We start from the raw sequence: 25,499 nt of genomic DNA on the forward strand, positions 1-25,499 counted from the left end.
ATATGCATCTCATTATTCGGCGGGAGGCCCTACGGTGGTCCTACCGATCAGCGCTTTCGCGGTTCGCGTTTCGAGAGAGGATGCACGGTCATGCCCAAGGAGACCGCCGTCTACACCCACGGCCACCACGAGTCGGTGCTGCGCTCGCACCGGTGGCGCACCGCCGCCAACTCCGCCGCCTACCTCGTCGGCGAACTGCGTCCGGGCCTGGACATGCTGGACGTCGGCTGCGGCCCCGGCACCATCACCGCGGACCTGGCCGCGCTGGTCGCCCCGGGCCGGGTGACCGCCGTGGACACCACCGACGAGATCCTGGCCCAGGCCGCCGAGGTGGCCGCCGAACGCGGCGTGGACAACGTGGAGTTCGCCGTCGCGGATGTCCACGCTCTGGACTACCCGGACGACTCCTTCGACGTGGTCCACGCCCATCAGGTCCTCCAGCACGTGGGCGACCCGGTGCAGGCGCTGCGCGAGATGCGCCGGGTGTGCCGCCCCGGGGGCGTCGTCGCGGCGCGCGACAGCGACTACGCGGCGATGACCTGGTATCCCGAGTCTCCGGGCCTGGACCGCTGGGAGGACCTGTACGGCCGGGTGGCCCGCTCCAACGGCGGCGAGCCGGACGCCGGGCGCCGGATGCTGTCCTGGGCGCGGCAGGCCGGGTTCACCGACGTCACCCCCACGGCGGGCTCCTGGTGCTACGCCACGCCGGAGAACCGGGCCTGGTGGAGCGGCCTGTGGGCCGACCGCACCGTCGGCTCGGTGTACGCGAAGCTCGCGGTGGACGGCGGGCACGCCACGGCCGAGGAGCTGGCGGAGATCGCCGAGGCGTGGCACACGTGGGGCGCGCAGGACGACGGCTGGTTCATGGTGCCGCACGGCGAGGTGCTCTGCCGGGCCTGAGCGCACGGCCGGGACCGAAGGGATCGCATGGCGGCAGGCCCTATCCTGGCCGCCATGGAGATCCTGGGAACCACGCTGCGTATCTGCGTCGCCGACCTGGAGGCAGCGGTGGCCTTCTACGAGCGGCTGACCGGCGCTCGGGCCCTCCGCTTCGAGCGCGGCGGGGTGTCCGTCGCCGCGATCGGCTGCTTCCTGCTGATGAGCGGCCCCGAATCGGAGCTGGAGATCCTGCGCAAGGTCACCGCGACCATCGCCGTGAAGGACGTGGACGAGGCCCACGCGTCCCTGACCCGGGTCGGCGCCCGCGTCATCGCGGGCCCGGTCCCGACCCCGGCCGGGCGCAACCTGATCGCGGTGCACCCGGACGGCTCGGTCTTCGAGTACGTCGACCGCAACGCGCCCGCCTAGGCGAGACCGGTCCGCTCCAGGACCAGGGCGGCGAGCTCATCGGTGGGCAGCTCGCCGTCCAGCACGACCGTGTCCTCGCGCAGGCTGCCCACCGCCGCCACGCACTCCGGGATCCGCGCCTTCCCCCAGCGCCGGGCCGCCTCGTCGCGCTCCGGGTCGTCGGGCAGCAACACCCGGTCGTGCAGCCGCTGTTCGAGTACGGGCGCGGAGACGTTCAGGAAGAAGTGGTGGACCGGGACGCCCGCCTTGTCCAGGGCCCCGAAGATCTCGTCGGCGTACTGTCTGCGGACCACGGTCATCGGCGCCAGGACCGGCCGGCCGTACTCCTCGACCAGCCCCTGGGCCAGGGACGCCACCTGCTTGCGCCACAGCGGGATGTTCTGGAAGTTGCCCTCCGGCACCTCGACGATCCCGCGCAGTACGAAACCGACATCCTCCGGGTCGAAGACCAGCGCCTCCGGCAGTCTGCGGTGCAGTTCGGTGACCAGGGTGGTCTTGCCGCCGCCGAAGGCTCCGTTGATCCAGATGATCATGTAGTGCTTCTCCTGTCAGGCGCGCGGGCGCATCCGGTAGTTGTACGGGTCCGGCAGCGGTTCGTCCGTGAGCCGCCGCCACACCTCCTCCAGGATCTCCGCGCCCTCGCGCAGGTCGGCGACCTCGAAGCCCGCGTCGAACACGGCCTTCGCGGCCTCGGGCCGGCCCTCCGCGTGCAGCAGCCGGGCTTCCAGCAGGCGGAACCGGCCGCGCGCCCGGACCTCCGGGGGCAGCTTCTGCCACACCGTGCGGGCGGCCTCGGGACGCCCCGCCGTGAGCAGCGCCTCGATCGCCTCCCGGCCCAGCGCGGCGGTGGCCGCCGTCCAGGGGTCGTCGCCGTCGCGGCGCTCCGCGCACAGCCCGTCGAACGCCTCCGCGTAGTACTCGGCGGCCAGTTCGCGCTGGCCGCTCACCAGGGCGGCGACGGCCAGGCAGCGCAGCAGCGGCCAGCGCGAGGCGCCCGTGGCCAGTCCTCGCTCCCAGCTGCGGACCGCCTGGGCGCGGTCGTCGGCGTGCCACTGCGCGATGCCGAGGTGGTATTCGGTGAGCGGTTCTGCGGGGGCCGTCTCCAGCATGTCCCGCCAGTGCCAGGAGACCAGGGTGGGCCCGGGGACCGTGCCGTCGGGGCCGGGGAACGTGCCCTGGTCCAGCAGCTCCAGCCAGGGGGCCTGCTGCTCGCCCAGCGTGTCGTCGGTGAACGGCGTGCCCGGCAGCTTGTACCGGCCGCGCCGCACCTCCAGCGCGCCCCAGCCGGAGCCGGTGGCGAGGCGTTCGCCCGGTTCGGCGTCGGCGTGGGCGCGCCAGGCGGTGTAGGCGGCGTCCACGTCGGCGCGCGGCAGGGCCTCCGCGAGCCGCCGCTCGGTCTCGGCGCGGGCGGCGGCCCAGTCGTCGCCGTGCACGACGGAGGGGTCGGCGGCGAGCGGCCCGTACGACTCCAGCCAGCTGAACTCGCCACCCGGTTCCAGCGGGACGTGTTCCAGCTGGGTGCGGGCCAGTCCGGCCTGGATCTCCGCGTAGCCGCCGGTGCCGGGTTCGGTGAGCCATTCCTGCCAGCGTCGCCCGCCGGGCCCGCTGCCCCAGAGGAACAGCTTGCGGCCGCGCAGCAGGTCGGTGGAGGTCTGGACGAGTCCGCGGCCCTGTTCGTCCAGGGCGGCGATCCAGCGGCGGGCGCCGTCGGGCACCTCGTAGAAGTAGTCGGCGGGGTACTCGCCGCGCAGCGGGTAGGTGCGGTCGGCGCCTCCGCTCTCGGGGACCGGGACCCGGGTCAGGCTGCGCTCGTACCCGAAGTGCCACGCCTCGTCGGCCGGGGCGATCACCCGGGTGCGCTCGTCCTCGGGGACGGCGATGTTGGACCACCAGTAGACGGGCGCGGGCTGCTCGTGCGGGTTGCGTATCCGTACGCCGACGTGCAGGAACGCGGAGTCGGCGGGGAGCCACAGGTCCACCTGGAACGGCAGGTCCCGCAGCCGCTCCCACTCCCAGAGCCGGACCATCTCGCCGCCGTCGGGCGCCGGGACGAGCGCCGCGTGCACCGGGGCGCAGGAGAGCGTGGTGTGCCCGGTCGCGCCGATGTTCCATTCGATGCCGCCGGAGAACCAGGCGCCGTTGAGCGCGAAGTCCGCGGGCTGGAGGACCGGGTTGGCGTAGACGAGGTCGCGGCCGGACGGCTTGTGGACGAGGGAGTGGATACGGCCGCCGAGACCGGGCAGCACGGTGACGCGCAGGTGGTCGTTCTCGATGACGATCGCGTCGAGGTCCGCGGGGACGCGCTCGCGCCCGTAGCCGTCGAGAAGGCGGACGGGCAGGACGGTGGTCAGCGGGGCGTGCCCGAGCTGGCGGGCCATGTCGCGCGGGAGCCCCGCCCGGTCCCGGTCTTCGATGACATGCGTCTCGTCCAGCGGCCGCAGCGCGGGCAGCGGGTTCTCCGGCCCGGTCGCCGCCGTGGGCAGGGTCAGGACGGCACGTCGTACGGTGGTGGCCAAGGCAACCTCGCTCCCTCGCGCGGGCCGCCACAGGTCCGGGCGCCCCCCGATGACCATGGAACACGGCGGTCGCCGCCCCGACAAGGGGTGTCTCGGCGCCGGGAATTCCGTTTCCGTCCCGGTCCCGGCCCCCGTACGCTCGCTGCGGACATCGGGCACGGCAGGCGAGAGGGACAGCGCGACAGATGAGTACGCAGCACACCTACCGGGTGATCGTGCGCGGCACCTTCCAGGATCTGACGGACGCGGCGCGCGAGCGGCTGCTGGCCGAGGTGGAGGAGCACGGGCTCGCCGCGATGCAGTTCACCGAGGAGGGGTCGCTCACCTACGACCGGGTCCTCAAGCACTTCAGCTTCCGCTATGTGGTCGTCTCGGACGCCGAGGACGGCGAGGAGATGGCCGGTGCCCTCGCCGAGGACCGGGCGCAGACGACGCTGCGCGAGGCGGGGTACGGCCACGGGGAGCTGCGGTCCACGGTGACGGACATGGACACGATGAAGATCAACTACAAGGGGCGGTGAGGCCGGGCCGGGCGCCCGATGGAGGGCAACCTGCCCCCGGAAGGTGATGGACCGCGTGGATTCGGGAACCCGTTCCGTCGTCCCGCCCTCACGCGAAAGGTCCGGCCCATGACCAGCGAACAGACCAGCACGCTCGGCCCCGACAGCGATCTCACCGAGGTCTTCGAGCTCGCCCAGCAGCTGCGGGTGGACTCGGTGCGCACCAGCACCTCGGCGGGGTCCGGGCACCCCACGTCCAGCCTGTCGGCGGCCGATCTGATGGCGGTCCTCATGACCCGGCATCTGCGGTACGACTGGAACGCGCCCGAGAACCCGGCCGGTGACCACCTGGTCTTCTCCAAGGGCCACGCCTCGCCGCTCCTGTACGCCATGTTCAAGGCGGCCGGTGCCATCGGCGACGAGGAGCTGATGACGACGTACCGGCGCTTCGGGCACCGTCTCCAGGGCCACCCCACGCCCGAGCTGCCCTGGGTGGACGTGGCGACCGGCTCGCTGGGCCAGGGCATCGCGTACGGCGTGGGTATCGCGCTCGCCGGGCGGGACCTGGAGAACCAGCCGTACCGGGTCTGGGTGCTGTGCGGCGACAGCGAGATGGCCGAGGGGTCCGTCTGGGAGGCCCTCGACAAGGCCGGCCAGCACCAGCTGGGCAACTTCACCGCGATCATCGACGTCAACCGCCTCGGCCAGTCAGGACCCACCGAGCTCCAATGGGACACCGGCACCTACGCGCGCCGCGTCGAGGCGTTCGGCTGCCGCGCCCTCGTGGTCGACGGCCACGACCTGACCGAGGTCGACCGGGCCCTGAAGACGGCGGCGGACGGCAGCGCCCCCACGGTGATCGTCGCGAAGACGGTCAAGGGGCGCGGGGTGAGCGAGGTCGCCGACAAGGAGGGCTGGCACGGCAAGCCGCTGCCCGAGGACCTGGCCGAGCGCGCGATCGAGGAGCTGGGTGGCATCCGCGACCTGCGGGTGGAGGGCCCCCGGCCGCCGAAGGCCGCGCCCGCGCCCACGCGGACCAACGCCGCCGTGGAGCTGCCGCGCTTCGAGAAGGGCGACGAGATCGCCACCCGGGTCGCCTTCGGCAAGGCGCTGGTGGCGCTCGGCGTACGGCCCGACGTCGTCGCCCTGGACGCTGAGGTCGGCAACTCCACGCACTCCGAGGACTTCAAGAAGGCGTACCCGGACCGCTTCTTCCAGACGTACATCGCGGAGCAGCAGATGGTCGCCGAGGCCGTCGGCATGGCCGTGCGCGGCTTCCGCCCGTACGCGACCACCTTCGCGGCGTTCCTCACCCGGGCGCACGACTTCATTCGCATGGCGGCCGTCTCGGACATCACGATGGCGCTCTGCGGGACGCACAGCGGGGTGGAGATCGGCGCGGACGGGCCCTCGCAGATGGGCGTCGAGGATCTGGCCATGATGCGCGCGGTGCGCGGTTCGACCGTGCTCTACCCGAGTGACGCGACCTCGGCGGCGGCCCTGACCGTGGCCATGGCGGACATCGACGGCATCTCGTACCTGCGCACCACGCGCGGCGCCTACCCGGTGCTGTACGGGAGCGAGGAGACGTTCCCCGTGGGTGGCTCGAAGACGCTGCGCCACGGCGACGACGACCAGGTCACCCTGGTCGGCGCGGGGGTCACGCTGCACGAGTGCCTGGCCGCCGCCGAGCTGCTGGCCGAGCAGGGCGTACGGGCCCGGGTCATCGACCTCTACTCCGTCAAGCCGCTCGACTCCGGCGCGCTGGCTCTCGCGGCCCGGGAGACCGGGGCCCTGGTCGTGGTGGAGGACCACCACCCGGAGGGCGGTATCGGCGAGGCGGTGCTGTCGTCGCTCGCGGAGTCCGGCAGCCACCCGGGCCTCGTCCACCTCGCCGGGAGCAACCTCCCCGGGTCCGGCACCACGGCGGAGCTGCTCGACGCGGCGGGGATCTCCCGCACGCACATCGCGGACGCGGCGCGGAGCCTGGTCAAGTAGCCGACGGCGAGGGGTCAGCGCATCTCCGCGGTGATCGCCCAGCGTTCGTGGTCGCGCCAGGCGCCGTCGATGTGGAGGAAGTCCGGTGAGTAGCCCTCCAGCCGGAAGCCGGCTCGGCGCGCGAGCGCGATCGACCCCGCGTTGTCCGGCTGGACGTTGGCCTCCAGGCGGTGCAGGGCGAGCAGCCCGAAGGCGTGGTCCAGGACGAGTTCCAGCCCTTCGCCCATGAGGCCGCGCCCGGCCGCGTGCGCGAAGGCGCCGTAGCCGAGGGCGCCGCAGCGGAAGGCCCCGGCGACGATGTTGTTGATGGTGACGAACCCGGCGATGGCCCCAGCCCCGTCCCGCTCGCACACGAGGAACCCGGCCTTCGTGGGGTCCTCGATGAGCACGCCCGCGTACGCGGCGAACGCCTCGGGGGTGGCGGGCGGGAACAGCCAGGGCCGGTGCAGGGCGGCGCTCTCCCGGGCCCGGGCGGTGAACTCGTCGGCGTCGCCGCGGGTGAAGGGGCGGATCGCCGTGCGCGGCCCCTGGGCGAGATAGCGGGTGTCGGACATCGCCCCAGCCTAGAGCGGCCGTACGGGGCAGGGCCGGTGAGCCCTGCCCCGTACAGCCGCTGCCGGCGCGCCTACTTGGGCCGCCTGCGGAAGACGTACGCGCCGCACGCCATGCCGGCCGCGAACATCACGATCAGCCATACGTAGAGCGGCGCCGTCACCAGCGGGACGATGAGGCGGACCTCCACGTCCTTGGTGTTCTCGGCGATGAACACGACCGACAGAACCGCGATGACGAGGACCAGGATACGGGCGGGGGTGAAGGCCCCGCTGCCGCTCTTCCCGCTGCTCGACACGTCCTTCGGGCTCATGAGCAGCCCCTTTCCCGGCCCTGGTATGGCCGTCGCCCCGGGGCTCCAGCATGGCTCCGCCCCCGTACCCACCGGCGGAGATGTTCGGCCATTCGGGTGACAGGGGCGGCCGGCTCGGCAGGTCAGAGCAGTGCGGGCACCTCGACCGTGAGGGTGGCCGGGCCGCCGTCCGCCGGGGCGTCGAGCACCGCGGGCACCCCGAGCGGGATCGTGAGCCCGGTGGGCCCGTGGCCGAAGCCCAGCTCCTCCACGACCGGGACGCCCAGCGCGCCCAGCCGGTCCGCGAGCACCGCCCGCACCTGCTCGTACGGCCCGCACCCCGCCCAGGACCCGCAGGCCACCCCGGCGACGCCGTCGAGCGCCCCGGCCCGCAGCAGCTGGGTGAGGATGCGGTCCAGGCTGTACGGGTCCTCGGTGGTGTCCTCGATGACGAGCAGCCCGCCCCGGGCCGAGCGGCGGGCGTGCGGGGTGCCGAGGTCGGCGGCGAGCAGGCTCACGCAGCCGCCGTAGGTGATGCCGCGCGCCCGGCCCGGGACCAGCGCCCGCGCCTCCTCCAGGCCCAGGGTCAGCTGCGTCCCCGGGTCGAAGAGCGTGGCCCGCAGGGACTCCTGGGTGCGCGGGTCCTTGAGGAACGCCTCGGTCCCCGTCATCGGCCCGTGCAGGGTGGCGAACCCGGTCCGCAGCGCGAACGCCTCGTGGAGCACGGTGACGTCGCTGTAGCCGACGAACACCTTGGGCCCGGCCGCGCGCACGGCCGCCCAGTCCACCAGGTCCACCATGCGGTGCGCGCCGTACCCGCCGCGCGCGCAGATCACCGCGTCCACGGAAGGGTCGCACCACGCGTCCTGGAGGTCCCGGGCCCGGGCCTCGTCCGTACCGGCGAGGTAGTCCAGGTCCCGGTGCACGTCCAGCACATGGGGCATGGGCACGGGGTCGAGGCCCCAGCCGCGCAGGATGTCCAGGCCGGGTTCCAGCCGGTCGGCGGGGACGGGCCCGCACGGCGCGACGACGGCGACCCTGGACCCGGGGCGCAGCCGGGCGGGGCGGGCCGACTGGGTGAGGGTCACCGCTTCAGCTCCAGGGTGGCCACGTCGGGCCGGTCGAAGCCGAACACCTGGGCGTACAGGGAGAGTTCGGATTCCAGCGCGTCGATCATCGTCGTGGCGCGGCGGAAGCCGTGTCCCTCGCCCGGGTAGGTGCGGTACGCGTGCGGGATGGAGCGCCCCTCGACGGCGGCGAGGAAGCGCTCGCACTGCACGGGCGGGCAGATGGGGTCGTCCTCGCCCTGAAGGAGCAGGAACGGCACGGTGAGCCGGTCGGTGCGGCCGACCGGGGAGCGTTCGCGGTAGCGCTCGGGGACCTCGGCCAGGGGGCCGACCAGTGACTCCAGGTACTGGGACTCGAAGTCGTGGGTCTCGTCGGTGCCCCAGCCCGCGAGGTCGAGGATGGGGTAGATGATCGTGCCGCAGGCGTAGACATCGGTGCCGGTCAGCGAGGCGGCGGTGGTCCAGCCGCCGGCGCTGCCGCCCCGGATGGCGAGCCGGTCCGGGTCCGCGGTGCCCTCGTCGGCGAGCGTCCCGGCGACGGCGGCGCAGTCCTCCACGTCCACGACGCCCCACTGCTCGCGCAGCCGGTTGCGGTAGGCGCGGCCGTATCCGGCGGAGCCCCCGTAATTCACCTCGGCGACGCCGATGCCGCGCGAGGTGAAGTAGGCGATCTCCAGGTCCAGGACGAGGGCGGCGTGCCCGGTGGGGCCGCCGTGGGCCCACACCACGTAGGGCGGCAACTCCCCCTCGGGGCCGGTGTGTCCGGGGTTGCGCGGCGGGTAGACCTGGGCGTGGATCTCGCGTCCGCCGGGTCCGGTGAAGGTACGCAGCACGGGTTCCGGGTAGTACGCGGGGTCGACGGCGTCCTCGTGCGGGGTGCCGGTGATCCGGGTGTGCCCGGTCACGGTGTCCAGCTCCACGATCTCGTAGCCGCTGTGCGGGCTCGCGGCGACGCCGGTGACGCGGGAGCCGCGCACGGTGAGCGTCGGCACCCACTCGGTCCACGGGCCCGCGATGTCGACCAGTTCGCCCGTCTCCGGGTCGAGTATGCCGAGGGTGGTGGTGCCCTTGCCGTGCAGGACGGCGATCAGCCCGTTGTCCAGGGGGCGGAACCAGACGAGCCCGATCTTCCACAGCGGCCCGGCGAACTCCTCCTCGCGCGGGCACAGTTCCCGGGTGTCGCCGGTGTCCGGGTCGAGCCGGCACAGGTTCCACCAGCCGCTGCGGTCACTCGCCAGGAGCAGCTGCCCGTCGGCGGTCCACTGGACCTGGGGCACGGATTCCTCGGGGCCCCCGGCGACGGCCCGGGCGTCCTGGAAGGTGCCGTCCTCGCCGATGTCCGCGACCAGCACCTCGGTGCCGTCCCAGGGCATGCGCGGGTGGTCCCAGCCGATCCAGGCGGCGCGCCGCCCGTCGGGCGACACCTCGGGGCCGGTGACGAACCGGTGCCGCCCGTCGCTGAGTTCGCGTACGGCGGACCGGTCGCCGGCCGCCGATCCGTCCAGGGGCACGGCGGCGAGGACCCGGCGCAGCGCCGTGGGCGCCTCGCCGGTGAACTCCTCCAGCACGCACCACACCTCGCCGGCCGCGCCCCGGTCCGGGTGGAGGCGCGGGTCGACCCAGCGCAGTCCGCCGCCGACGGCGGAGACCGGGGTGAGCGGCCACGGTTCGCGGTCTCCGTCGGGCTCGTAGGCGTACAGCCGCTGGTCGGCGAAGTGGACGAAGACGACCAGGGGGCCGCCCTCCGCCCACTGGGTGCCGGCCCAGGGCTGTCCGCCGTACTCGATGACCCGGCTGCGGACGTCCCAGGGGGCGGGCAGTGCGGTGGTGGTGCCGTCGGCGGTGCGGCGGACCAGGGCGCGCCGGCCGGCTTCGGCGGGGCGCGGTTCGGTCCACCACAGCTCGTCGCCGACCGCGCCGGTGTACTCGGGCCGTCCGTCGTGGGAGGCGGCCAGTGCGGCGTCGATCGGTGACGGCCAGCTGCCGTGGGGCTGTGCGGTGGGCATGGGTGTGGGTCTCCCCCGAGTGGTTCAGGCGGTGCGCAGGTAGTGGTCCAGGACCCGGACGCCGAAGTGCAGCGCGTCGACGGGGACGCGTTCGTCCACGCCGTGGAAGAGAGCCTGGTAGTCGAAGCCGACGGGCAGCTTCAGCGGCGAGAATCCGTAGCCGGTGATGCCGAGCCGGGAGAACTGCTTGGCGTCGGTGCCGCCGGACATGCAGTACGGCACGACGTGCCCGTCCGGGTCGAACCGCTCGATGGCGGCCCGGAGTTTCCCGTACGTGGGTGAGTCGACCGGGGCCTGGAGGGCGACCTCGCGGTGGGCGAACTCCCAGTCGACCGAGGGTCCGGTGAGCCGGTCCATCGTCGCGTGGAACTCCTCGTCGCCGCCCGGGACGGTCCGGCCGTCGATGTAGGCGGTGGCGTGGCCCGGGATGACGTTGACCTTGTAACCGGCGCCCAGCATCGTCGGGTTGGAGCTGTTGCGGACGGTCGGGGCGACGAGGGCCGCGGCCGGTCCGATCTTGCCGAGGAGTTCGTCCACGTCGAAGCCGGGGGCGTCGAGGTCGGGGTGGATGCCGTGCAGCGCCGCGAGCGCGGTGAGCGCGGCGCGGACCGTCGGGGTGAGCCGCACCGGCCACTCGTGCTCCCCGATGCGCGTGACGGCGGCGGCGAGCGCGGTGACGGCGTTGGCCCGGTTGACCTTGGAGCCGTGGCCGGCCTTGCCCTGGGCGGTGAGCTTCAGCCATCCGGTGCCTCGTTCGCCGGCGCCGATGGGGTAGAGCGGCATGCTGGGCCCGGCGTGGAAGGTGAAGGCGCCGGACTCGCTGATGCCCTCCGTGCAGCCGTCGAAGAGGGCGGCGTGCTGGTCGGCGAGGAAGCCGGCCCCGTCGGCGGCGCTGGCCTCCTCGTCGGCGGTGTACGCGATGACGATGTCGCGGCGCGGCCGGATGCCGGCCCGGGCCCAGTACCGGACGACGGCCAGGACCATCGCGTCCATGTTCTTCATGTCGATGGCGCCGCGCCCCCACACGTCCCCGTCGCGGACCTCGCCGGAGAAGGGGTGCACGGTCCAGTCGGCGGCCTCGGCCGGCACCACGTCGAGGTGGCCGTGGACCAGGAGGGCGGGGGCGGACGGGTCGGTGCCGGGGATCCGGGCGACCACGTTGGTACGGCCGGGGGTACGTTCCAGGAGCGCGGGCTCCAGGCCGGTGGCGGCCAGCCGCTCGGCGACGTACTCGGCGGCGGGGCGTTCGCGGCAGTCGCCGCCGCCCCGGTTGGTGGTGTCGATGCGGATCAGTTCGGAGGTGAACGTCACCGATTCGTCGAGCGCCAGGGCGTCGACGGAGTCCTGGGGGGCGGTCGCCTCAGCCATACTGCTCCTCCACGGCGGACGAGACGATTGTCGTCACCGCCTTGAACGTGCGGATACCTTCGTACATCGTCGCGCTGGTGTAGGAGACCCGCCTCTCGCCGCTCGGCGCCGCGCCGGGTACGACGGTGGCCGCCGCGGCCAGGTGCTCGGCGTCGAATTCCAGCTCCACGGTGAACGGTCCGCCCTCCACCGGTGTGTACCGCCCGGCCAGGGACACGGCCCGGGCGGCGCCCGCCCGGATGTCGGCGGCGGTACGGGCGGGGGTGCGGCAGACGGCGGCGTACCGCGACACGTAGTCCTTGACGGCCACCTTCTCCGCGTCGGGGGCGTAACCCTCCGCGTCCACGCAGGTCAGGTCGTCGCCGGTGACGAGGACGACGGGGACTCCGTACTCGGCGGCGACATGCGCGTTGAGCAGGCCCTCGCTGGCCCGGACGCCGTTCAGCCAGACCCCGGTGATGGAGTTGGCGAGGTAGGTGTGGGCGAGGACGCCCTCCGTACCGGCGCCCGTGTGGTAGCCGACGAAGGCGACCGCGTCGACGTCCCCGTGCTGGATGCCCTCGACCATGCTGAGCGACTTGTGCTTGCCGGTGAGCATCTGGACGCGGTCGTCCAGCCTCTCCAGGAGCAGGTTGCGCATGGTCCAGTGGGCCTCGTTGATCAGCACCTCGTCCGCTCCCCCGTCGTAGAAGCCGAGGGCGGCCGCGTTGACGTCGGAGGTGAACAGGGAGCGGCACCGCTCCCACTGCGGCGTGCCGGGCAGCACGTCGGCCGGCCAGGTCACGCCGGTGGCGCCTTCCATGTCGGCGCTGACGAGGATCTTCATGCGGCCACACGGTACGCGTCGATGAACGCCCAGGCCAGGGGTGCCGAGCACGCCACAGGTCCATTCCAATGACGTTCCCGGCGGCCCGCTGTGGGCCGCCGGGGGCGGGGGGCGTCAGCCGCGCTTGGCGCCCTTCAGGAGCTTCTCGATCCGGCTGAGTTCCTTGTCGGTGAAGTCCAGGTTCCGGACCGTCTCGACGTTGTTCTCCAGCTGGGCGACGCTGCTCGCGCCGACCACGGCGGAGGTGACGCGCCCGCCGCGCAGCACCCAGGCCAGGGCGAGCTGGGCGAGCGACTGGCCGCGTGCGGCGGCGAGTTCGTTGAGCTCGCGCAGTCGGGACACCAGGTCCGGGGTGACCGCCTCGGCCGACAGGAAGGGGCTGCTGCCGGCGGCGCGGGAGCCCTCCGGGATGCCGTTCAGGTAGCGGTCGGAGAGGATGCCCTGTTCCAGCGGCGAGTACGCGATGGAGCCGACGCCCAGCTCGTCCAGCGCGGTGAGCAGGCCCTCCTCGGGGCGGCGGTCGAGCATCGAGTAGCGCGGCTGGTGGATCAGGAGCGGGGTGCCGAGCTCCTTCAGGATGCGGGCGGCCTCGCGGGTCTGCTCGGGTGAGTAGTTGGAGACGCCGACGTAGAGCGCCTTGCCCTGGCGGACCGCGGCGTCGAGCGCGCCCATGGTCTCTTCGAGCGGGGTCTCGGGGTCGGGCCGGTGCGAGTAGAAGATGTCCACGTAGTCCAGGCCGAGCCGGGTGAGGCTCTGGTCCAGCGAGGACAGCAGGTTCTTGCGGGAACCCCACTCCCCGTACGGGCCGTCCCACATCAGATAGCCGGCCTTGGTGGAGACGATGATCTCGTCCCGGTGGGCGGCGAAGTCCGTGGCGAGCGCCCGGCCCATCGCGGTCTCGGCGGAGCCGGGCGGCGGGCCGTAGTTGTTGGCCAGGTCGAAGTGGGTGATGCCCAGGTCGAAGGCCCGGCGCAGGATCTCGCCCTGGGTCTGCGGTGTCCGGTCCCCGCCGAAGTTGTGCCACAGGCCGAGCGAGAGGGCGGGCAGCTTCAGGCCGCTGCGCCCGGTGCGCCGGTAGGGCATGTTCGCGTAGCGGTCGGCGGACGGGATGTACATACGGGCTCCACAGGAGAGGTGTTCCGGCCATGACCGGCAGGACATCCCCAGGCTGGCGCACTTCGATCCAGTAGTCCAACAGGAGATTCCGCTTGGATTCAGGGCCTAGAGTTCTCAATCATGGAGTTGCGTCAGCTGGAACATTTCGTGGCCGTCGCCGAGGAGCGGCATTTCACCCGCGCGGCGGAGCGGGTCGCCGTCTCGCAGTCCGGGCTCTCCGCCTCCGTACGGGCGCTGGAGCAGGAGCTGCGGACGCCGCTGTTCAGCCGGACCACGCGCAGCGTACGGCTGACCGAGGCGGGGCGCGCCCTGCTGGTCGAGGCGGAACGCACCCTGGCCGGGGTGCGGGCCGCGAAGGAGGCCGTCGACGCGGTACGGGGGCTGCTGCGCGGGACCCTGTCGGTGGGCGTGGAGCAGTGTGTGGCCGGGCTGCGGCTGCCCCGGCTGCTCGCGGCCTTCCACCACGCCCACCCGCACATGGAGATCCGGCTGCGCCAGGAGGGCACGGCCAGCCTGGTCGACGGGGTGGCGGGCGGCCGGCTCGACATCGCGTTCGCCGCGACGGTGGACCCGGCGGGCTGGCGCGGCGAGCTGGTCCCGCTGGCCCGGGAGCCCATGGTGCTGCTGTGCGCGCCGGGCCACCGGCTGGCGGCATCGGACCGGGCGGCCTGGGCGGAGCTGGCGGGTGAGCCGTTCATCGACTTCCACCCGGACTTCGGTCCGCGCCGCGCGGCCGACGCGGCGTTCACGGCGGCCGGGGTGCGGCGCACGGTGGCCCTGGAGGTCACCGACGTACACAGCCTGCTGGAGCTGGTCCACGAGCAGCTGGGCATCGCGCTCGTGCCGCACCACTTCTCCCGCAAGCCCGAGGCGCGCGGACTGGTGGCGGTGCGGCCCGAGGGCGCCGGGGAGGCGTACTACGAGAGTGCCGTGGTGCTCCCCGAGGCGCGGGCGCTGAGCCCGGGGGCGCGGGCCCTGATGGCGCTGCTGCGGGACGACACGGGGAGCTGAGGCCGGGGGCGGGGAGCTGAGGCCGGGGGCGCCCGAGCCCCCGGCCGCCCGGTTTCAGCCCGTGGCCGCCGTGGCCAGCACGAACCACCTCGCCGGCAGGTCGATCCGGGTGCCGTCGGGCAGGTTCTCGGTCTGCGGCAGGACCGTGTCGCCGCTGTCCAGCACGGTCAGCCCGGCCGCCGCGAGCAGCTGCGGGACCTCCTCGTCGGTGGCGCTCGCCGGTTTCAGCCCGTGTTCGAAGACCCGGCGCAGCTTCGGGCCCGGGCCGTCCGGGCCCTGCGAGGCGCGTTGCAGGACGTCCTTGGAGGCGGGGGTCAGCTCGGCGACGAAGGCCCGGCCGCGTGCGCCGAGGAGCGTGGCGACGGCGGCGGCTACGGCCGGGCGGGCCTCGGGGTCGCTCTGGTGGATCACCGCCCGCATGTAGACGTTCGTGTCGCCGATGCGCTCGTGCAGGCCGCGCACGGCGTCGGCGTCGGCGAGGTCGAGCCTTTCGTACCCGGCGGTCTCCCCCGGGTCCGCCTTCCGGGCGTGCTCGATCGCCGCCTCCGAGAGGTCCACGCCGAGGGCGCGGGGGAAGAGGGTCGCGAGGTGCCGGGTCTGCGTGCCGTTGCCGCAGCCGAGGTCCACGACGGGCAGGGTGGCGTCGGCGTACGGAAGGAGCAGCCGGCTGTGCGGTACGGCGCTCAGATCCGGGCCGGAGTCCCAGATGGCCGCGCCGGGTTCGTCCGACGTGGCCGCCCAGTACCCTTCCCACGCCTCGCGGTATTGCTGTGACACACCCATGCGTACTCCCAAGTCCCGTCGTGCAGGCTCATATCGCTCAGCCAGGGACTACTGCCCAGGGGTGCCCGGGGGCAAGGGTGCGGACACAACCTCCATGTCAGCGGCAGCGGTTGGACCGGTGCCGTGGGACGCGGGACAGGGCCAGCTCGAACCAGACGGTCTTGCCGCGCGCGGTGCCGCTGGTGCCCCATTCCCTGGCGAGGCCGCTCACCACCATGAGGCCCCGGCCGAACTCGTCGCTGTCGGTGACACCGAGAAGGGAAGCGGGGGCCGGTTCGTCGTCGCTGACCTCGCACAGCAGCGCGTCGGTGCGGACCAGGCGGAGCCCGATGTGATGGGTGCGCCCGTGCTTGACGGCGTTGGTGACCAGCTCGCTGACCATCAGCTCGGCCGCCTCCACGGCGTCGGGCAGCTCCCAGTCGAGGAGTTGGCCGCGCACCAGGCGGCGGGCCCGGGACACCTCGCGGGGGTCCAGGGCGAGCTGCCACTCGGCGACGTCCTCGTCCGCGATGCCGTTGAGCCGGGCCATCAGCAGGGCGACGTCGTCCTTGCGGCCGTCCCCGGTGTTCAGGGCGCGGATGATGGTGTCGCAGGCGTCGTCCATCGACGCGGCGGGGTGGGCCGCGGAGGCGCAGAGCGCGGCGAGCCCGGCCCCGATGTCCTGGCCGCGCACCTCGACCAGCCCGTCCGTGCACAGGACGAGGCGGTCCCCGGGGCGCACCCGCACGGTGGCGGTCTCGAAGGCGACCCCGCCGACGCCGATGGGCGCCCCGGTCGGCAGGTCGAGCAGTTCGGCCCGGCCGTCCTCGGCGCGGACCAGCACGGGCGGGATGTGACCGGCGTTGGCGATCTGGAGCTCGCCCGCGATCGGGTCGTAGACCGCGTACAGGCAGGTCGCGAGGTACTGCTCGCCGAGGCGCTGGGCGAGGTCGTCCAGATGGCGCAGGAGCTGGGCGGGCGGCATCTCCATGGTGGCCATGGTCAGCACCGCGGTCCGCAACTGGCCCATCATCGCCGCCGAGTTGAGACCGTGTCCCATGACGTCGCCGACGACCAGCGCGGTGCGCGAGCCGGGGAGCTTCACCGAGTCGAACCAGTCGCCGCCGATCCGGCCGAGCCGGGTACCCGGCAGATAGCGGGTCGCGATGTCACAACCGGCCATGCGGGGTTCGACGTTGGGCAGCATGCTGTCCTGGAGCGTCTCCGCGACGTTCTCCTGATACGTGTACATGCGGGCGTTGTCCAGGACGAGCCCGGCCCGCGCGGCGAGTTCGGCGCCGGTGGTGCGGTCCATGTCGTCGAAGGGCTCGCGGCCGGGGCGGCGCATCAGGACCATGAAGCCGAGGACCACGTCGCGGGCCTTCAGCGGCACGATGAGCAGCGAGCGGTGTGTGATCAGGGGGCGCAGGTCCCGCTTCTCGAACTCGCCGGAGATCCGGTTGCTCAGCTCCTCGCTCACATAGGGCACGATGACCGGCTCGCCGGTGACCATGCACTGGAAGAACGGGGTGTGTTCGGGGAAGGCGATGGCCTCGCCGACGGGCACGGTGTCGTCCCAGCGGCCCGGTTCGTCGTTGTGCTCGACCCAGACGCGGTGCCAGACGGTGGTGACGTCGGGCGGCCCGTCGGGGAAGCCCTCACCGGCGAGGACGGCGGCGCGCAGATGCGTACCGGCGAAGTCGCTGAAGCGGGGGACGGCGGCGCTGGTGACCTCGCGGATGGTGCGTTCCAGGTCGAGGGAGGTGCCGATGCGGCCGCTCACCTCGTTGAGGAATTCCAGCCGTTCGCGGACCGCCGCGTATTCGAGGTCCAGCTCGGGGCGGGGCACGGTGCGCTGCGGGACCACCTTCGTGTCCTCGCCGTACCGCTCCTCGCGCGCCGGCAGCCCTCCGGCGCGCTTCGGCACGCCCCAGTCCGGGGTGACGGGGATGCGTTCGTGGTGGCTGAACTCCAGCACCGGGTAGCCCAGTTCGAGCACATGGGCGACGATTCCGGTCGCCTCGTGGACGCTCATGTTCGGCAGGATCTCGGGCAGCCGCGCGGACAGCTCGGGGTGGCCGGGGAAGTCGGTGTGCAGGGCGAAGCCGGGGGCGATCGTACGCGCCGGACCACCCTCGCCCTCCTCCACGCCGCGCAGCTGGGCGCAGTCGGCGGCGAGCACGAGCAGCCGGGCCGGTCCGGGGCCGGCGAGCGGGTAGGCCCACCACAGCACGTCGATCCGGCCGTGCCCGGGCTCGTCCAGCCGGGCCCGGCCCGACGCGGGGTAGGGGAAGTCACCGCTGAGCGAGCTGTCGAGCGCGGGGCCCTCGTCGTACTGGGCGGGTGCGCCGCTCACCCCCAACACGCCGGAGACGGGCAGGAGTTCACCGGCCGGGCAGCCGACCGCGTCCTCGCGGGCGATGCCGAAGAGCCTTCTCGCCCCGGACGACCAGTGCGAGACGAGCCCCTCCGCGTCGACCACGGCCACGGCGAGCGGCAGGCGGCCCGCCGTGCCGTCACCCGGCAGTGGTGTCCTCTGCGGCGGCACACCGAGGTCCATGAGGGGAAGACTCCTTCCTCACCGCGGCATTCCGCGGCGCGTGACTCCACGGTACGGGGATGCGGCCGGCGCCCGCGGGTCATCGGCGGAATCCCCCGCGGGGGTGGTGCGCCCCGCGCGCTTGAGGGCGCACCGCTTCAGTCCTCGTGCCCCAGCTGGAGGTCGCGCTCGGTGCGCCCGCCGCCGGCGACCTGGAGGACCGTGGCGACGGGCGGGTAGCCGGCCGCGATCACGGTGTACTCGCCGGTGGACAGGTCCACGAAGCGGAACGCGCCGTCCGGGCCGGTGGTCACGGTGTCCACCACGTTGCCCGCCGCGTCCAGGAGCGTGACCCGGGCGTCCTCGACGGGCCGCCCGGCGGTGGCCCGGACGATCCCGCGCAGCACGGCGCCGCCGGCCAGTTCGATGTCCTGCCGGGTCTCCCGGGCGGCCTGCACGCTGACCGGGAGCGCGGCGGGCCGGAAGGCCGGGGCGGAGGCCGCGAGGGTGTACTCGCCGGCGACCAGCTCGCTGATCACGTAGCCGCCCTCGCGGCCGCTGCGCGTGGAGGCGACGACCTCGCCGCGTACGTCGGTCAGCGTGACGGCCGCGTCGCGTACGGGCACCCCGTCGGCCGTGACGACGGTGCCGGCGAGGCGGCCGGCGCCGCCGAGCACCACGTCCAGCTCGACCGGGCGTTCCCCGACGGTGACGCTGACGGCCTGCGGCTGGTGGCCCCCGGCGGCGGCGATCAGGACGTACGAACCGGCGCCCGGCACGCTGAGCGCGTACCGCCCCTCGTCGCCGCTGGCACCCCGGCCGACCTGCTGGCCCTGGACGTCGATGAGCGTGAGGGCGGCGCGCGGCACCTTCGTACCGTCGGAGTGCTGGACGCTGCCGGAGACCGGGACGCCGGAGAGGTAGCCGGCGGACGGGACGGCGGTGTCGGTGCGGGCGGAGGGGATCGGGGTGTACTCGGTGGTGGCTTCGGGGCCTGCGGTGGTTTCGGGGCTGTGGGACACCAGCGGTTTCTCCTTGAGGAAGAAGGCGAAGAACAGGCCGAGCACGAGGACCGGCACGAGGTAGAGGAAGATCCGGGGCATCGCGTCGGCGTACGCCTGGATGTAGGCGTCCCGCAGTACGGGCTCCATCGTGTGGACCAGCTGCGGGCTGATCGACTCCGGATCGGGGAGGTCCGCCCCGGAGGGCAGCCGGACGGCGAGCGCGTCGGCCAGCCGGCCGGCGAACAGGGTGCCGAAGACGGCGGCGCCGACGCTGCCGCCGATCTGCCGGAAGTAGTTGTTGGCGCTGGTGGCGGTGCCCAGGTCGGCGGGGCGCACGGAGTTCTGCACGGCGAGGACCAGGACCGGCATGATCAGCCCGATCCCGAGGCCGAGGACCGCCTGCGCGATGCTGTACTCGAAGCGCGGGGTGTCGGTCTCCAGCCGGGACAGCAGCCACATGCCCACCGCCGAGATCGCGCAGCCCGCGATCGGGTAGACCCGGTAGCGCCCGGTGCGGGAGATGAGCTGGCCCGAGATCACGGAGGCGCCGACGATGCCGCCCATCATGGGGAGCATCAGCAGCCCGGACTCGGTCGCGGTGGCCCCGTCGACCATCTGGAGGAAGGTCGGCAGATAGCTGGCGGCGCCGAACAGCGCCACGCCGACGACCGCGCCGACCAGGGCGGTCACGTTGAAGATCGAGTCGCGGAACAGCCGGAGCGGGATGATCGGTTCGGCGGCGCGGCGCTCCACGACGACGAACAGCAGAGTCGTTCCGGCAGCTCCGGCGCCCAGCCCCAGGATGGTGCCCGAGCCCCAGGCGTACTCCGTGCCGCCCCAGCTGGTCAGCAGCACCAGGCAGGTGGAGGCGGCGGCGAGGAGGGCGGCGCCGAGGATGTCGAGCCGGGGGCGGACGGTGGGCCGCGGGAGCTTGAGGACGACGGTGATCACGGCGAGGGTGACCAGGCCGAACGGCACGTTGATGTAGAAGCACCAGCGCCAGGAGGCGTGGTCCGTGAAGAAGCCGCCGAGCAGCGGCCCGGCCACCGAGGCGAGGCCGAAGGCGGCGCCGATGAGGCCCATGAACCGGCCGCGCTCGCGGGGCGGGACCACGTCCGCGATGATCGCCTGCACGCCGATCATCAGCCCGCCGCCGCCGATGCCCTGGATCGCCCGGAAGGCGATGAGCTGGTCCATGGTGCGGGACCAGCCGGCCAGCGCGGAGCCGACGACGAAGACGACGATGGCGAACTGGAAGACGCCCTTGCGGCCGAAGAGGTCGCCCAGCTTCCCGTAGACCGGCAGTCCGATCGTGGAGGCGAGCAGATAGGCGGTGACCGCCCAGGACATCTTCTCCAGGCCGTGCAGCTCGCCGACGATCTTCGGGAGCGCGGTGGCGACGATCATCTGGTCGAGCGCCGCGAGCAGGAGCGTGAGCATCAGCCCGACGAAGACCAGCCGGATGCGGCGGGGGTCCGTCTCGACGCCGCCGGACGTGCCACCGGGGGCGGTCTCCGTCGCGGTGGGCGGCGGCGGGGGCGGGGCGGGCGCGGGCACCGCCTCGACGTCCCCCGGGCCGCCGGGCTCGTCCTCCAACAGTGTGATGCCACCCACCACGTGCCGCTCCCCTCGTCGCGCTGCCGCACATTTCTCGCATCGCGCGATAAGTGAGGGCAAACGCGACGGGGGGCGCTGACGGCGCACTCAGGGGGCGTATCCCCCGGTGAGAGGCACTACGGCGCACAACCACCCCGCCGCAAAGACCACCCGAACCGGTGAGGCCGGGCGGTGACGACGCGGGGTCAGTTCTCGACCTCGGCGGCGAGGTTCGCCAGCAGCTCGTCGTAGATCCGGGCGAGGCCCTTGGGCGCGAAGGTCTTCTCGAAGAAGCCGCCGATGCCCCCGGCGCCGTTCCACACGGTCGTCACGACGGCCTTGGACCTGCCCTCGCCGGCCGGGGTGACGGTCCAGGTGGTGACCATCGAGGAGTTGCGGTCCTTCTCCACGAGCTGGCCATCGGTCGGCTCGGTGACCTCCAGGAGGCAGTCGCGCACCCGCTTGCTGGTGGCCTGGAGCTTCCAGTGGACGAGGGTGCCCTCGCCGTCGCCGCCCTCGCGCACCTCGTACTCGCCGTAGTGCGCGGGGAGCACCTTGCCGCGGACGTCCTTGTAATCGGCCAGCGCGTCGAACACCGCCTCCGCGTCCGCCGCGATGATCCGCTCCGTCGTGGCTTCGACCTGCGCCATGCCTGCTCCTCCAGCACTCGGTTCTTCGGGGTGTGCTGAGCCAACCACCTCGTGTGTCGGGCTCAAAATCCGGGCCGGGACGAAGGGGAAAAAACGATCATGGGAACAAGTGTTCTATTCTCGGTCCAGAACTACCGAGGAGGCGTCCATGCGCTGGGACAATCTGGCTGAAGACAACGCCAACCACCCCACGAGCGGTACGGGTGCGCTCTTCGCCGCCGACGCGGTGACCACCCGCACCTTCGACACCCCGGAATTCCGGGGCATCACCTTCCACGAGATCCGGGCCCGCTCGATCGTGAACCGAGTGCCCGGCGCCTCGCGGATGCCGTTCGAATGGACCGTGAATCCGTACCGGGGCTGCACGCACGCCTGCGTCTACTGCTTCGCCCGCAAGACCCACAGCTATCTCGACCTCGACACCGGGCTCGGCTTCGACTCGCAGATCGTCGTCAAGGTCAACGCCCCGGAGCTGGTCCGCCGCGAGATCGCCTCGCCGCGCTGGCACGGGGCGCACGTCGCGATGGGCACCAACGTCGACTGCTACCAGCGGGCGGAGGGCCGCTACCGGCTGATGCCCGGCATCCTGAACGCCCTGCGCGACCACGCGAACCCGTTCTCGATCCTGACCAAGGGCACGCTGATCCTCCGCGACCTGGAGCTGCTGCGGCAGGCCGCCGAGGTCACCGAGGTCGGCGTCTCGGTCTCGGTGGGCTTCACCGACCCCGAGCTGTGGCGGACCGTGGAACCCGGCACGCCCTCGCCGGAGCGCCGCCTCGACGTCGTACGGAGGCTGAGCGAGGTCGGCATCGGCTGCGGGGTGCTGATGGCGCCGGTCATCCCGCACCTCGGTGACGGCCCCGAGCAGCTGCGGGCCACCGTCCGCGCGGTCGCCGCCGCCGGCGCGACGTCGGTGACCCCGCTGGTCCTGCATCTGCGCCCCGGCGCCCGGGAGTGGTTCATGGAGTGGCTGGGCCACCACCACCCGCATCTCGTACGGCGTTACGAGCGGCTGTACGCGGACGGCGCCTACGCACCGACCTGGTACCAGCGCCGTATCACCCGGTACGTGCACGAGCTGGCGGCCGAGTACGGCATCGGGCCCGCGCACCGGGGCACGGCGCGCAAGCTCCCCCGGCGCGAGCCGCGTCCGCCGCTCGACGGCTCGGAGCCCACCCAGCTCACCCTGCTCTGAGCGGGCGGCGCCCGCACGGGTGCGCAAACGGGTCATCTCTCACCACAACGGGTCCTTCCGGCTCCGATTGCGGGGAACATGCGGCGGGGGCTGCGTACCGCGCAGCCGTGTTCCCCCATCCCGGGAGGCCATATGACGAACCGTTCAGTACTGCTGTGCGCCCTCGGGGCGACGGTCGCCGGTCTGGTGACCGCCGCGCCGGCCACGGCGGACACCTCGACGCCGCGTGCCGCACCGCTCGCCTGGAAGGACTGCGGTACGAAGTCCTCCCCGACGCTCCAGTGCGCGACGGTGCGCTCCCCGCTCGACCACGACGACCCGGCGGGCCGCCAGGTCACCCTGGCCCTGACGCGCGTACCGCACACCTCCAGGACCTTCCAGGGCCCGCTGCTGGTGAACCCCGGCGGGCCCGGCGGCAGCGGCCTGTCGATGGCGGGTTTCGTCGCCGCCTCGCTGCCGAAGGCGGTCGCCTCGCAGTACGACGTGATCGGTTTCGACCCGCGCGGCGTCGGGAAGAGCCGCCCGGCCCTGGACTGCCTGCCCGGGTACTTCGACCCGGCCAGGCCCGACCCCGTACCGCAGTCCCTCGGCGGCGAGCGGGTCAACCGCAACCGCGCCCGTGACTTCGCGGCGGCCTGCGGCGAGAAGTACCCGGACCTGCTCCCCTACATGGACACGGTGAGCGCGGCCAAGGACCTGGACGTGATCCGCCGCGCGACCGGGGCGCGGCAGCTCAACTACCTCGGCTACTCCTACGGCACCTACCTCGGCACGGTGTACGCGAAGCTCTTCCCGGACCGCGTCCGGCGCCTGGTCCTCGACTCGAACGTGGACCCCGAGGGCGTCTGGTACGAGGACAACCTCACCCAGGACTACGCGTTCGACACCCGGCACAAGGCGTTCGCCGCCTGGGTCGCGAAGTACGACGCCACGTACCACCTGGGCGGTGACCCGGCGAAGGTCGAGGCCGCCTGGTACCGGATGCGGGACGCGGTGAAGAAGCACCCGGCGGGCAAGAAGGTCGGCGCGGGCGAGCTGGACGACACCTTCCTGCCCGGCGGCTACTACAACGGCTACTGGCCGGTGCTGGCCGAGGCGTTCGCCGCATACGTCAACGACAAGGACGAGAAGCCGCTCGTCGCCGCGTTCGAACGGTTCGGCGCGGTGGACGCGGAGGGCGACAACGGCTACTCGGTCTACACGGCCGTCCAGTGCCGGGACTCCGACTGGCCGCGCGACTGGAACACCTGGCGCAACGACACCTGGCGGGTGCACGCGAAGGCCCCGTTCATGGCCTGGGGCAACACCTGGTACAACGCGCCGTGCTCCGACTGGCCGGTGGAGCCGCTGAACCCGGTGCGGGTGTCCAACCACGCCCTGCCCCCGGTCCTGCTGTTCCAGGCGACGGACGACGCGGCCACCCCGTACGAGGGCGGAGTCACCCTGCACCGCAAGCTGCGCGGCTCCCGCCTGGTGGTCGAGCAGAGCGGCGGCAACCACGGCGTCACCCTGAGCGGCAACGCCTGCCTGGACCGCTACCTGACGGACTACCTGGCCAAGGGCACGGTCCCCCGCGCCGGCCGCGGCGAGGCGGACGCGGTCTGCGCGAAGACCCCGGACCCGAAGCCGGAGACCGCCAAGTCGGCCCGCCCGGCGCCCCGCCCGGACACGGGCAGCACGCTGCACGGGCTGCTGGGGTTCCGGGGCTGAGAAAAGGCGGTGCCTCTCCCGGGGGCGTGCGCGAGGATGGCCGCGTGAACAACCGGCCGGCCCCCGCGCACGCCCCCGCCCCATGGATCCGCGACATGACGCCCGACGACTGCGAGGCCGTCGCGACGGTCCGGGTGCGCGGCTGGCAGAGCGCCTACGCGGGGCTCATGCCGCAGGCCCACCTGGACGCGATGGACATCGCCGAGGACGCGGAACTGCGGCGCCGGTACCTGAGCTCGCGGAACGGCGTCGTCAACGTGGTCGCCGAGCGGCCCGGCCTCGGCGTCGTCGGCTGGGCGGCCCTCGGCCCGTACCGCGAGGACGGACACCGGCTCGAACGCGGGGAGCTGTACGCGATCTACGTCCTCCCGGAACAGACCGGGACCGGCGTGGGCCGGGCCCTGATGGCCGAGGTACTGGCGCGGGCCACCGCCGCCGGGCACCCCGACCTCGCCCTGTGGGTGCTGAAGGACAACGCCCCGGCCCGCCGCTTCTACGAGCGCGCGGGCTTCCACGCGGACGGGGCGGAGGAGCCCTTCGACGTGGACGGCGTCGGGGTACCGGAGGTGCGGTACGTACGCACGCTCACCCCAGCCGCCTGAGCGCCTCCCGGGCCGCTCCCGCCAGCCGGGGCCGGGGCACTGCCGCCTCCAGGACCGGGCGGGCGGCGGCGTCCCCCAGGGCCCCCAGGCCCTCCACGCACGCCAGGGCGACGCGCCAGTGGGGTTCGTCCGGGCCGAGCAGCCGGGACAGGGTGGTGACGAGGGCCGGTACGGATTCCGGGGCCCGGAGCGTGGTGAGCAGGCGGACCGGGTGGAGGGCGTAGGCCGTGCGCAGGGGGTTGGTGGCGAGGGCGGCGGCTGCGCGGGGGGTGCGGGGGTCGGCGAGGCGGGTCAGGGCGTGGGCGGCGCTGACGCAGCGGTCGGGGTCGCGGTGGTTGAGGAGGAGCACCAGGGGTTCGAATGCGCGGCGGTCCCCGGCGCAGCCCAGGCGGAACGCGGCGATCTCGCGGGCCCAGAGCGGGCGTTCGTGCTCGACGAGGACCCGGGCCAGTTCCTCGTCGTCCTCCGTGGCGAGCAGGGCGCGGCAGGCCGCCGACTCCCCCGCCTCGTCGGCCACGCGGTGCGCCAGTGACCGGAACTCCTCGTCATCCATGACCGTCAGCGTATCGGCGGACACGGTGCGTATCGGCGGGGCCCCGAAATGTGGTGCGGGCCACAACTGGCCAGGGCTGGCGCGCTCGTTACTCACTGGTTAAGCTCAGTTGAGCGGGACGTACTCCCGTCGCTCCGATGGCCTGGTGACGCAGCCACCCGGAGTGTTGTCGGTTCGGCAGCTGCACGAGACGTGGCCCCGGGACAGGGTCCGTCGCTCCATTCCGGTCCCGAGCGTGGATCACGCCCGGTGGTCGAACACCACGACAGGCACCTCCCGCACGCCCCGCGCCGCGCGCGCCCCGTGCGTCCCCTCAGTCGTCACTCAT

Annotated in this window: 22 protein-coding genes; 8 read left to right on the forward strand and 14 right to left on the reverse strand. The window is 73.1% G+C overall.

What is annotated here, in order from left to right; genetic code table 11:
* Window positions 1–90 precede the first annotated feature (90 nt).
* Window positions 91–900: a class I SAM-dependent methyltransferase gene (locus OG867_RS02565; RefSeq protein WP_406282197.1), complete on the forward strand. Its 810-nt coding sequence runs from the start codon at window positions 91–93 to the stop codon at window positions 898–900.
* 54 nt (window positions 901–954) lie between these two features.
* On the forward strand, window positions 955–1,308 hold the full coding sequence (locus OG867_RS02570) for a VOC family protein (protein WP_328903530.1): 354 nt from the start codon (window positions 955–957) through the stop codon (window positions 1,306–1,308).
* Here OG867_RS02570 and OG867_RS02575 read toward each other — a convergent pair.
* Together OG867_RS02575 and OG867_RS02580 are read right to left on the reverse strand one after the other, a co-directional pair.
* Window positions 1,305–1,841, reverse strand: a complete 537-nt coding sequence (locus OG867_RS02575) for an AAA family ATPase (RefSeq protein ID WP_406282200.1) — start codon at window positions 1,839–1,841, stop codon at window positions 1,305–1,307. The genes OG867_RS02570 and OG867_RS02575 overlap by 4 nt on opposite strands.
* Before the next feature lie 15 nt (window positions 1,842–1,856).
* Window positions 1,857–3,824: a DUF5107 domain-containing protein gene (locus OG867_RS02580; RefSeq protein ID WP_406282203.1), complete on the reverse strand. Its 1,968-nt coding sequence runs from the start codon at window positions 3,822–3,824 to the stop codon at window positions 1,857–1,859.
* A gap of 185 nt (window positions 3,825–4,009) precedes the next feature.
* Between OG867_RS02580 and OG867_RS02585 the strand changes: the two genes are divergently transcribed.
* Together OG867_RS02585 and OG867_RS02590 are read left to right on the forward strand one after the other, a co-directional pair.
* Complete coding sequence (locus tag OG867_RS02585; RefSeq protein ID WP_406282206.1) at window positions 4,010–4,345, forward strand: DUF6204 family protein; 336 nt, start codon at window positions 4,010–4,012, stop codon at window positions 4,343–4,345.
* 108 nt (window positions 4,346–4,453) lie between these two features.
* Window positions 4,454–6,322 (forward strand): transketolase, encoded by a 1,869-nt coding sequence (locus tag OG867_RS02590; RefSeq protein ID WP_406282209.1) that lies wholly within the window; start codon window positions 4,454–4,456, stop codon window positions 6,320–6,322.
* A gap of 14 nt (window positions 6,323–6,336) precedes the next feature.
* Here OG867_RS02590 and OG867_RS02595 read toward each other — a convergent pair whose 3' ends face one another.
* The 7 genes from OG867_RS02595 to OG867_RS02625 all read right to left on the reverse strand — a co-directional run bounded on the left by OG867_RS02595 (window position 6,337) and on the right by OG867_RS02625 (window position 13,549).
* Complete coding sequence (locus OG867_RS02595) at window positions 6,337–6,876, reverse strand: GNAT family N-acetyltransferase (RefSeq protein WP_406282212.1); 540 nt, start codon at window positions 6,874–6,876, stop codon at window positions 6,337–6,339.
* Window positions 6,877–6,947: 71 nt separating this feature from the next.
* Window positions 6,948–7,187 carry a DUF1049 domain-containing protein gene (locus OG867_RS02600; protein WP_406282215.1) on the reverse strand — a complete coding sequence of 80 codons (240 nt, stop codon included), beginning with the start codon at window positions 7,185–7,187 and terminating at the stop codon, window positions 6,948–6,950.
* A gap of 122 nt (window positions 7,188–7,309) precedes the next feature.
* Window positions 7,310–8,254 carry an LD-carboxypeptidase gene (locus OG867_RS02605; RefSeq protein WP_406282218.1) on the reverse strand — a complete coding sequence of 315 codons (945 nt, stop codon included), beginning with the start codon at window positions 8,252–8,254 and terminating at the stop codon, window positions 7,310–7,312.
* A complete protein-coding gene (locus OG867_RS02610; protein WP_406282221.1) occupies window positions 8,251–10,239 on the reverse strand; it encodes a prolyl oligopeptidase family serine peptidase in 1,989 nt (662 codons plus the stop codon). Before OG867_RS02610 ends, OG867_RS02605 begins: the two co-directional genes overlap by 4 nt.
* Before the next feature lie 24 nt (window positions 10,240–10,263).
* Window positions 10,264–11,607: a M20/M25/M40 family metallo-hydrolase gene (locus OG867_RS02615; protein WP_406282224.1), complete on the reverse strand. Its 1,344-nt coding sequence runs from the start codon at window positions 11,605–11,607 to the stop codon at window positions 10,264–10,266.
* Window positions 11,600–12,433 carry a M55 family metallopeptidase gene (locus tag OG867_RS02620; RefSeq protein WP_328903520.1) on the reverse strand — a complete coding sequence of 278 codons (834 nt, stop codon included), beginning with the start codon at window positions 12,431–12,433 and terminating at the stop codon, window positions 11,600–11,602. Before OG867_RS02620 ends, OG867_RS02615 begins: the two co-directional genes overlap by 8 nt.
* A gap of 114 nt (window positions 12,434–12,547) precedes the next feature.
* Window positions 12,548–13,549, reverse strand: coding sequence for an aldo/keto reductase (locus tag OG867_RS02625; RefSeq protein ID WP_406282227.1), 1,002 nt, complete (start codon window positions 13,547–13,549; stop codon window positions 12,548–12,550).
* Between the two features lie 120 nt (window positions 13,550–13,669).
* On the opposite strand from OG867_RS02625, the gene OG867_RS02630 reads away from it, so the two are divergent.
* Window positions 13,670–14,560 carry a LysR family transcriptional regulator gene (locus tag OG867_RS02630; RefSeq protein WP_406282230.1) on the forward strand — a complete coding sequence of 297 codons (891 nt, stop codon included), beginning with the start codon at window positions 13,670–13,672 and terminating at the stop codon, window positions 14,558–14,560.
* A 54-nt stretch (window positions 14,561–14,614) separates the two neighbouring features.
* Here OG867_RS02630 and OG867_RS02635 read toward each other — a convergent pair whose 3' ends face one another.
* The 4 genes from OG867_RS02635 to OG867_RS02650 all read right to left on the reverse strand — a co-directional run bounded on the left by OG867_RS02635 (window position 14,615) and on the right by OG867_RS02650 (window position 21,111).
* Window positions 14,615–15,343, reverse strand: a complete 729-nt coding sequence (locus tag OG867_RS02635) for a class I SAM-dependent methyltransferase (RefSeq protein ID WP_406282233.1) — start codon at window positions 15,341–15,343, stop codon at window positions 14,615–14,617.
* Window positions 15,344–15,440: 97 nt separating this feature from the next.
* Window positions 15,441–17,882 carry a SpoIIE family protein phosphatase gene (locus OG867_RS02640; protein WP_406282236.1) on the reverse strand — a complete coding sequence of 814 codons (2,442 nt, stop codon included), beginning with the start codon at window positions 17,880–17,882 and terminating at the stop codon, window positions 15,441–15,443.
* A 137-nt stretch (window positions 17,883–18,019) separates the two neighbouring features.
* Window positions 18,020–20,482, reverse strand: coding sequence for an MFS transporter (locus tag OG867_RS02645; protein ID WP_406282239.1), 2,463 nt, complete (start codon window positions 20,480–20,482; stop codon window positions 18,020–18,022).
* Window positions 20,483–20,667: 185 nt separating this feature from the next.
* The gene (locus tag OG867_RS02650; RefSeq protein ID WP_406282242.1) at window positions 20,668–21,111 is read right to left on the reverse strand and encodes an SRPBCC family protein; all 444 of its coding nucleotides are present in this window, start codon (window positions 21,109–21,111) and stop codon (window positions 20,668–20,670) included.
* A 148-nt stretch (window positions 21,112–21,259) separates the two neighbouring features.
* Between OG867_RS02650 and OG867_RS02655 the strand changes: the two genes are divergently transcribed.
* From OG867_RS02655 to OG867_RS02665, 3 genes are all read left to right on the forward strand, one after another.
* Window positions 21,260–22,306 (forward strand): Rv2578c family radical SAM protein, encoded by a 1,047-nt coding sequence (locus tag OG867_RS02655; RefSeq protein ID WP_406282245.1) that lies wholly within the window; start codon window positions 21,260–21,262, stop codon window positions 22,304–22,306.
* 132 nt (window positions 22,307–22,438) lie between these two features.
* Window positions 22,439–24,016, forward strand: a complete 1,578-nt coding sequence (locus OG867_RS02660) for an alpha/beta hydrolase (protein WP_406282248.1) — start codon at window positions 22,439–22,441, stop codon at window positions 24,014–24,016.
* A 95-nt stretch (window positions 24,017–24,111) separates the two neighbouring features.
* On the forward strand, window positions 24,112–24,618 hold the full coding sequence (locus OG867_RS02665) for a GNAT family N-acetyltransferase (RefSeq protein WP_406290721.1): 507 nt from the start codon (window positions 24,112–24,114) through the stop codon (window positions 24,616–24,618).
* On the opposite strand, the gene OG867_RS02670 is transcribed toward OG867_RS02665, so the two are convergent.
* On the reverse strand, window positions 24,602–25,171 hold the full coding sequence (locus OG867_RS02670; RefSeq protein WP_406282251.1) for a HEAT repeat domain-containing protein: 570 nt from the start codon (window positions 25,169–25,171) through the stop codon (window positions 24,602–24,604). The genes OG867_RS02665 and OG867_RS02670 overlap by 17 nt on opposite strands.
* Window positions 25,172–25,499: the final 328 nt, after the last annotated feature.

Origin of the sequence: Streptomyces sp. NBC_00209 (assembly GCF_045206345.1) — a bacterium.
In the GTDB taxonomy this organism is placed as follows: domain Bacteria; phylum Actinomycetota; class Actinomycetes; order Streptomycetales; family Streptomycetaceae; genus Streptomyces.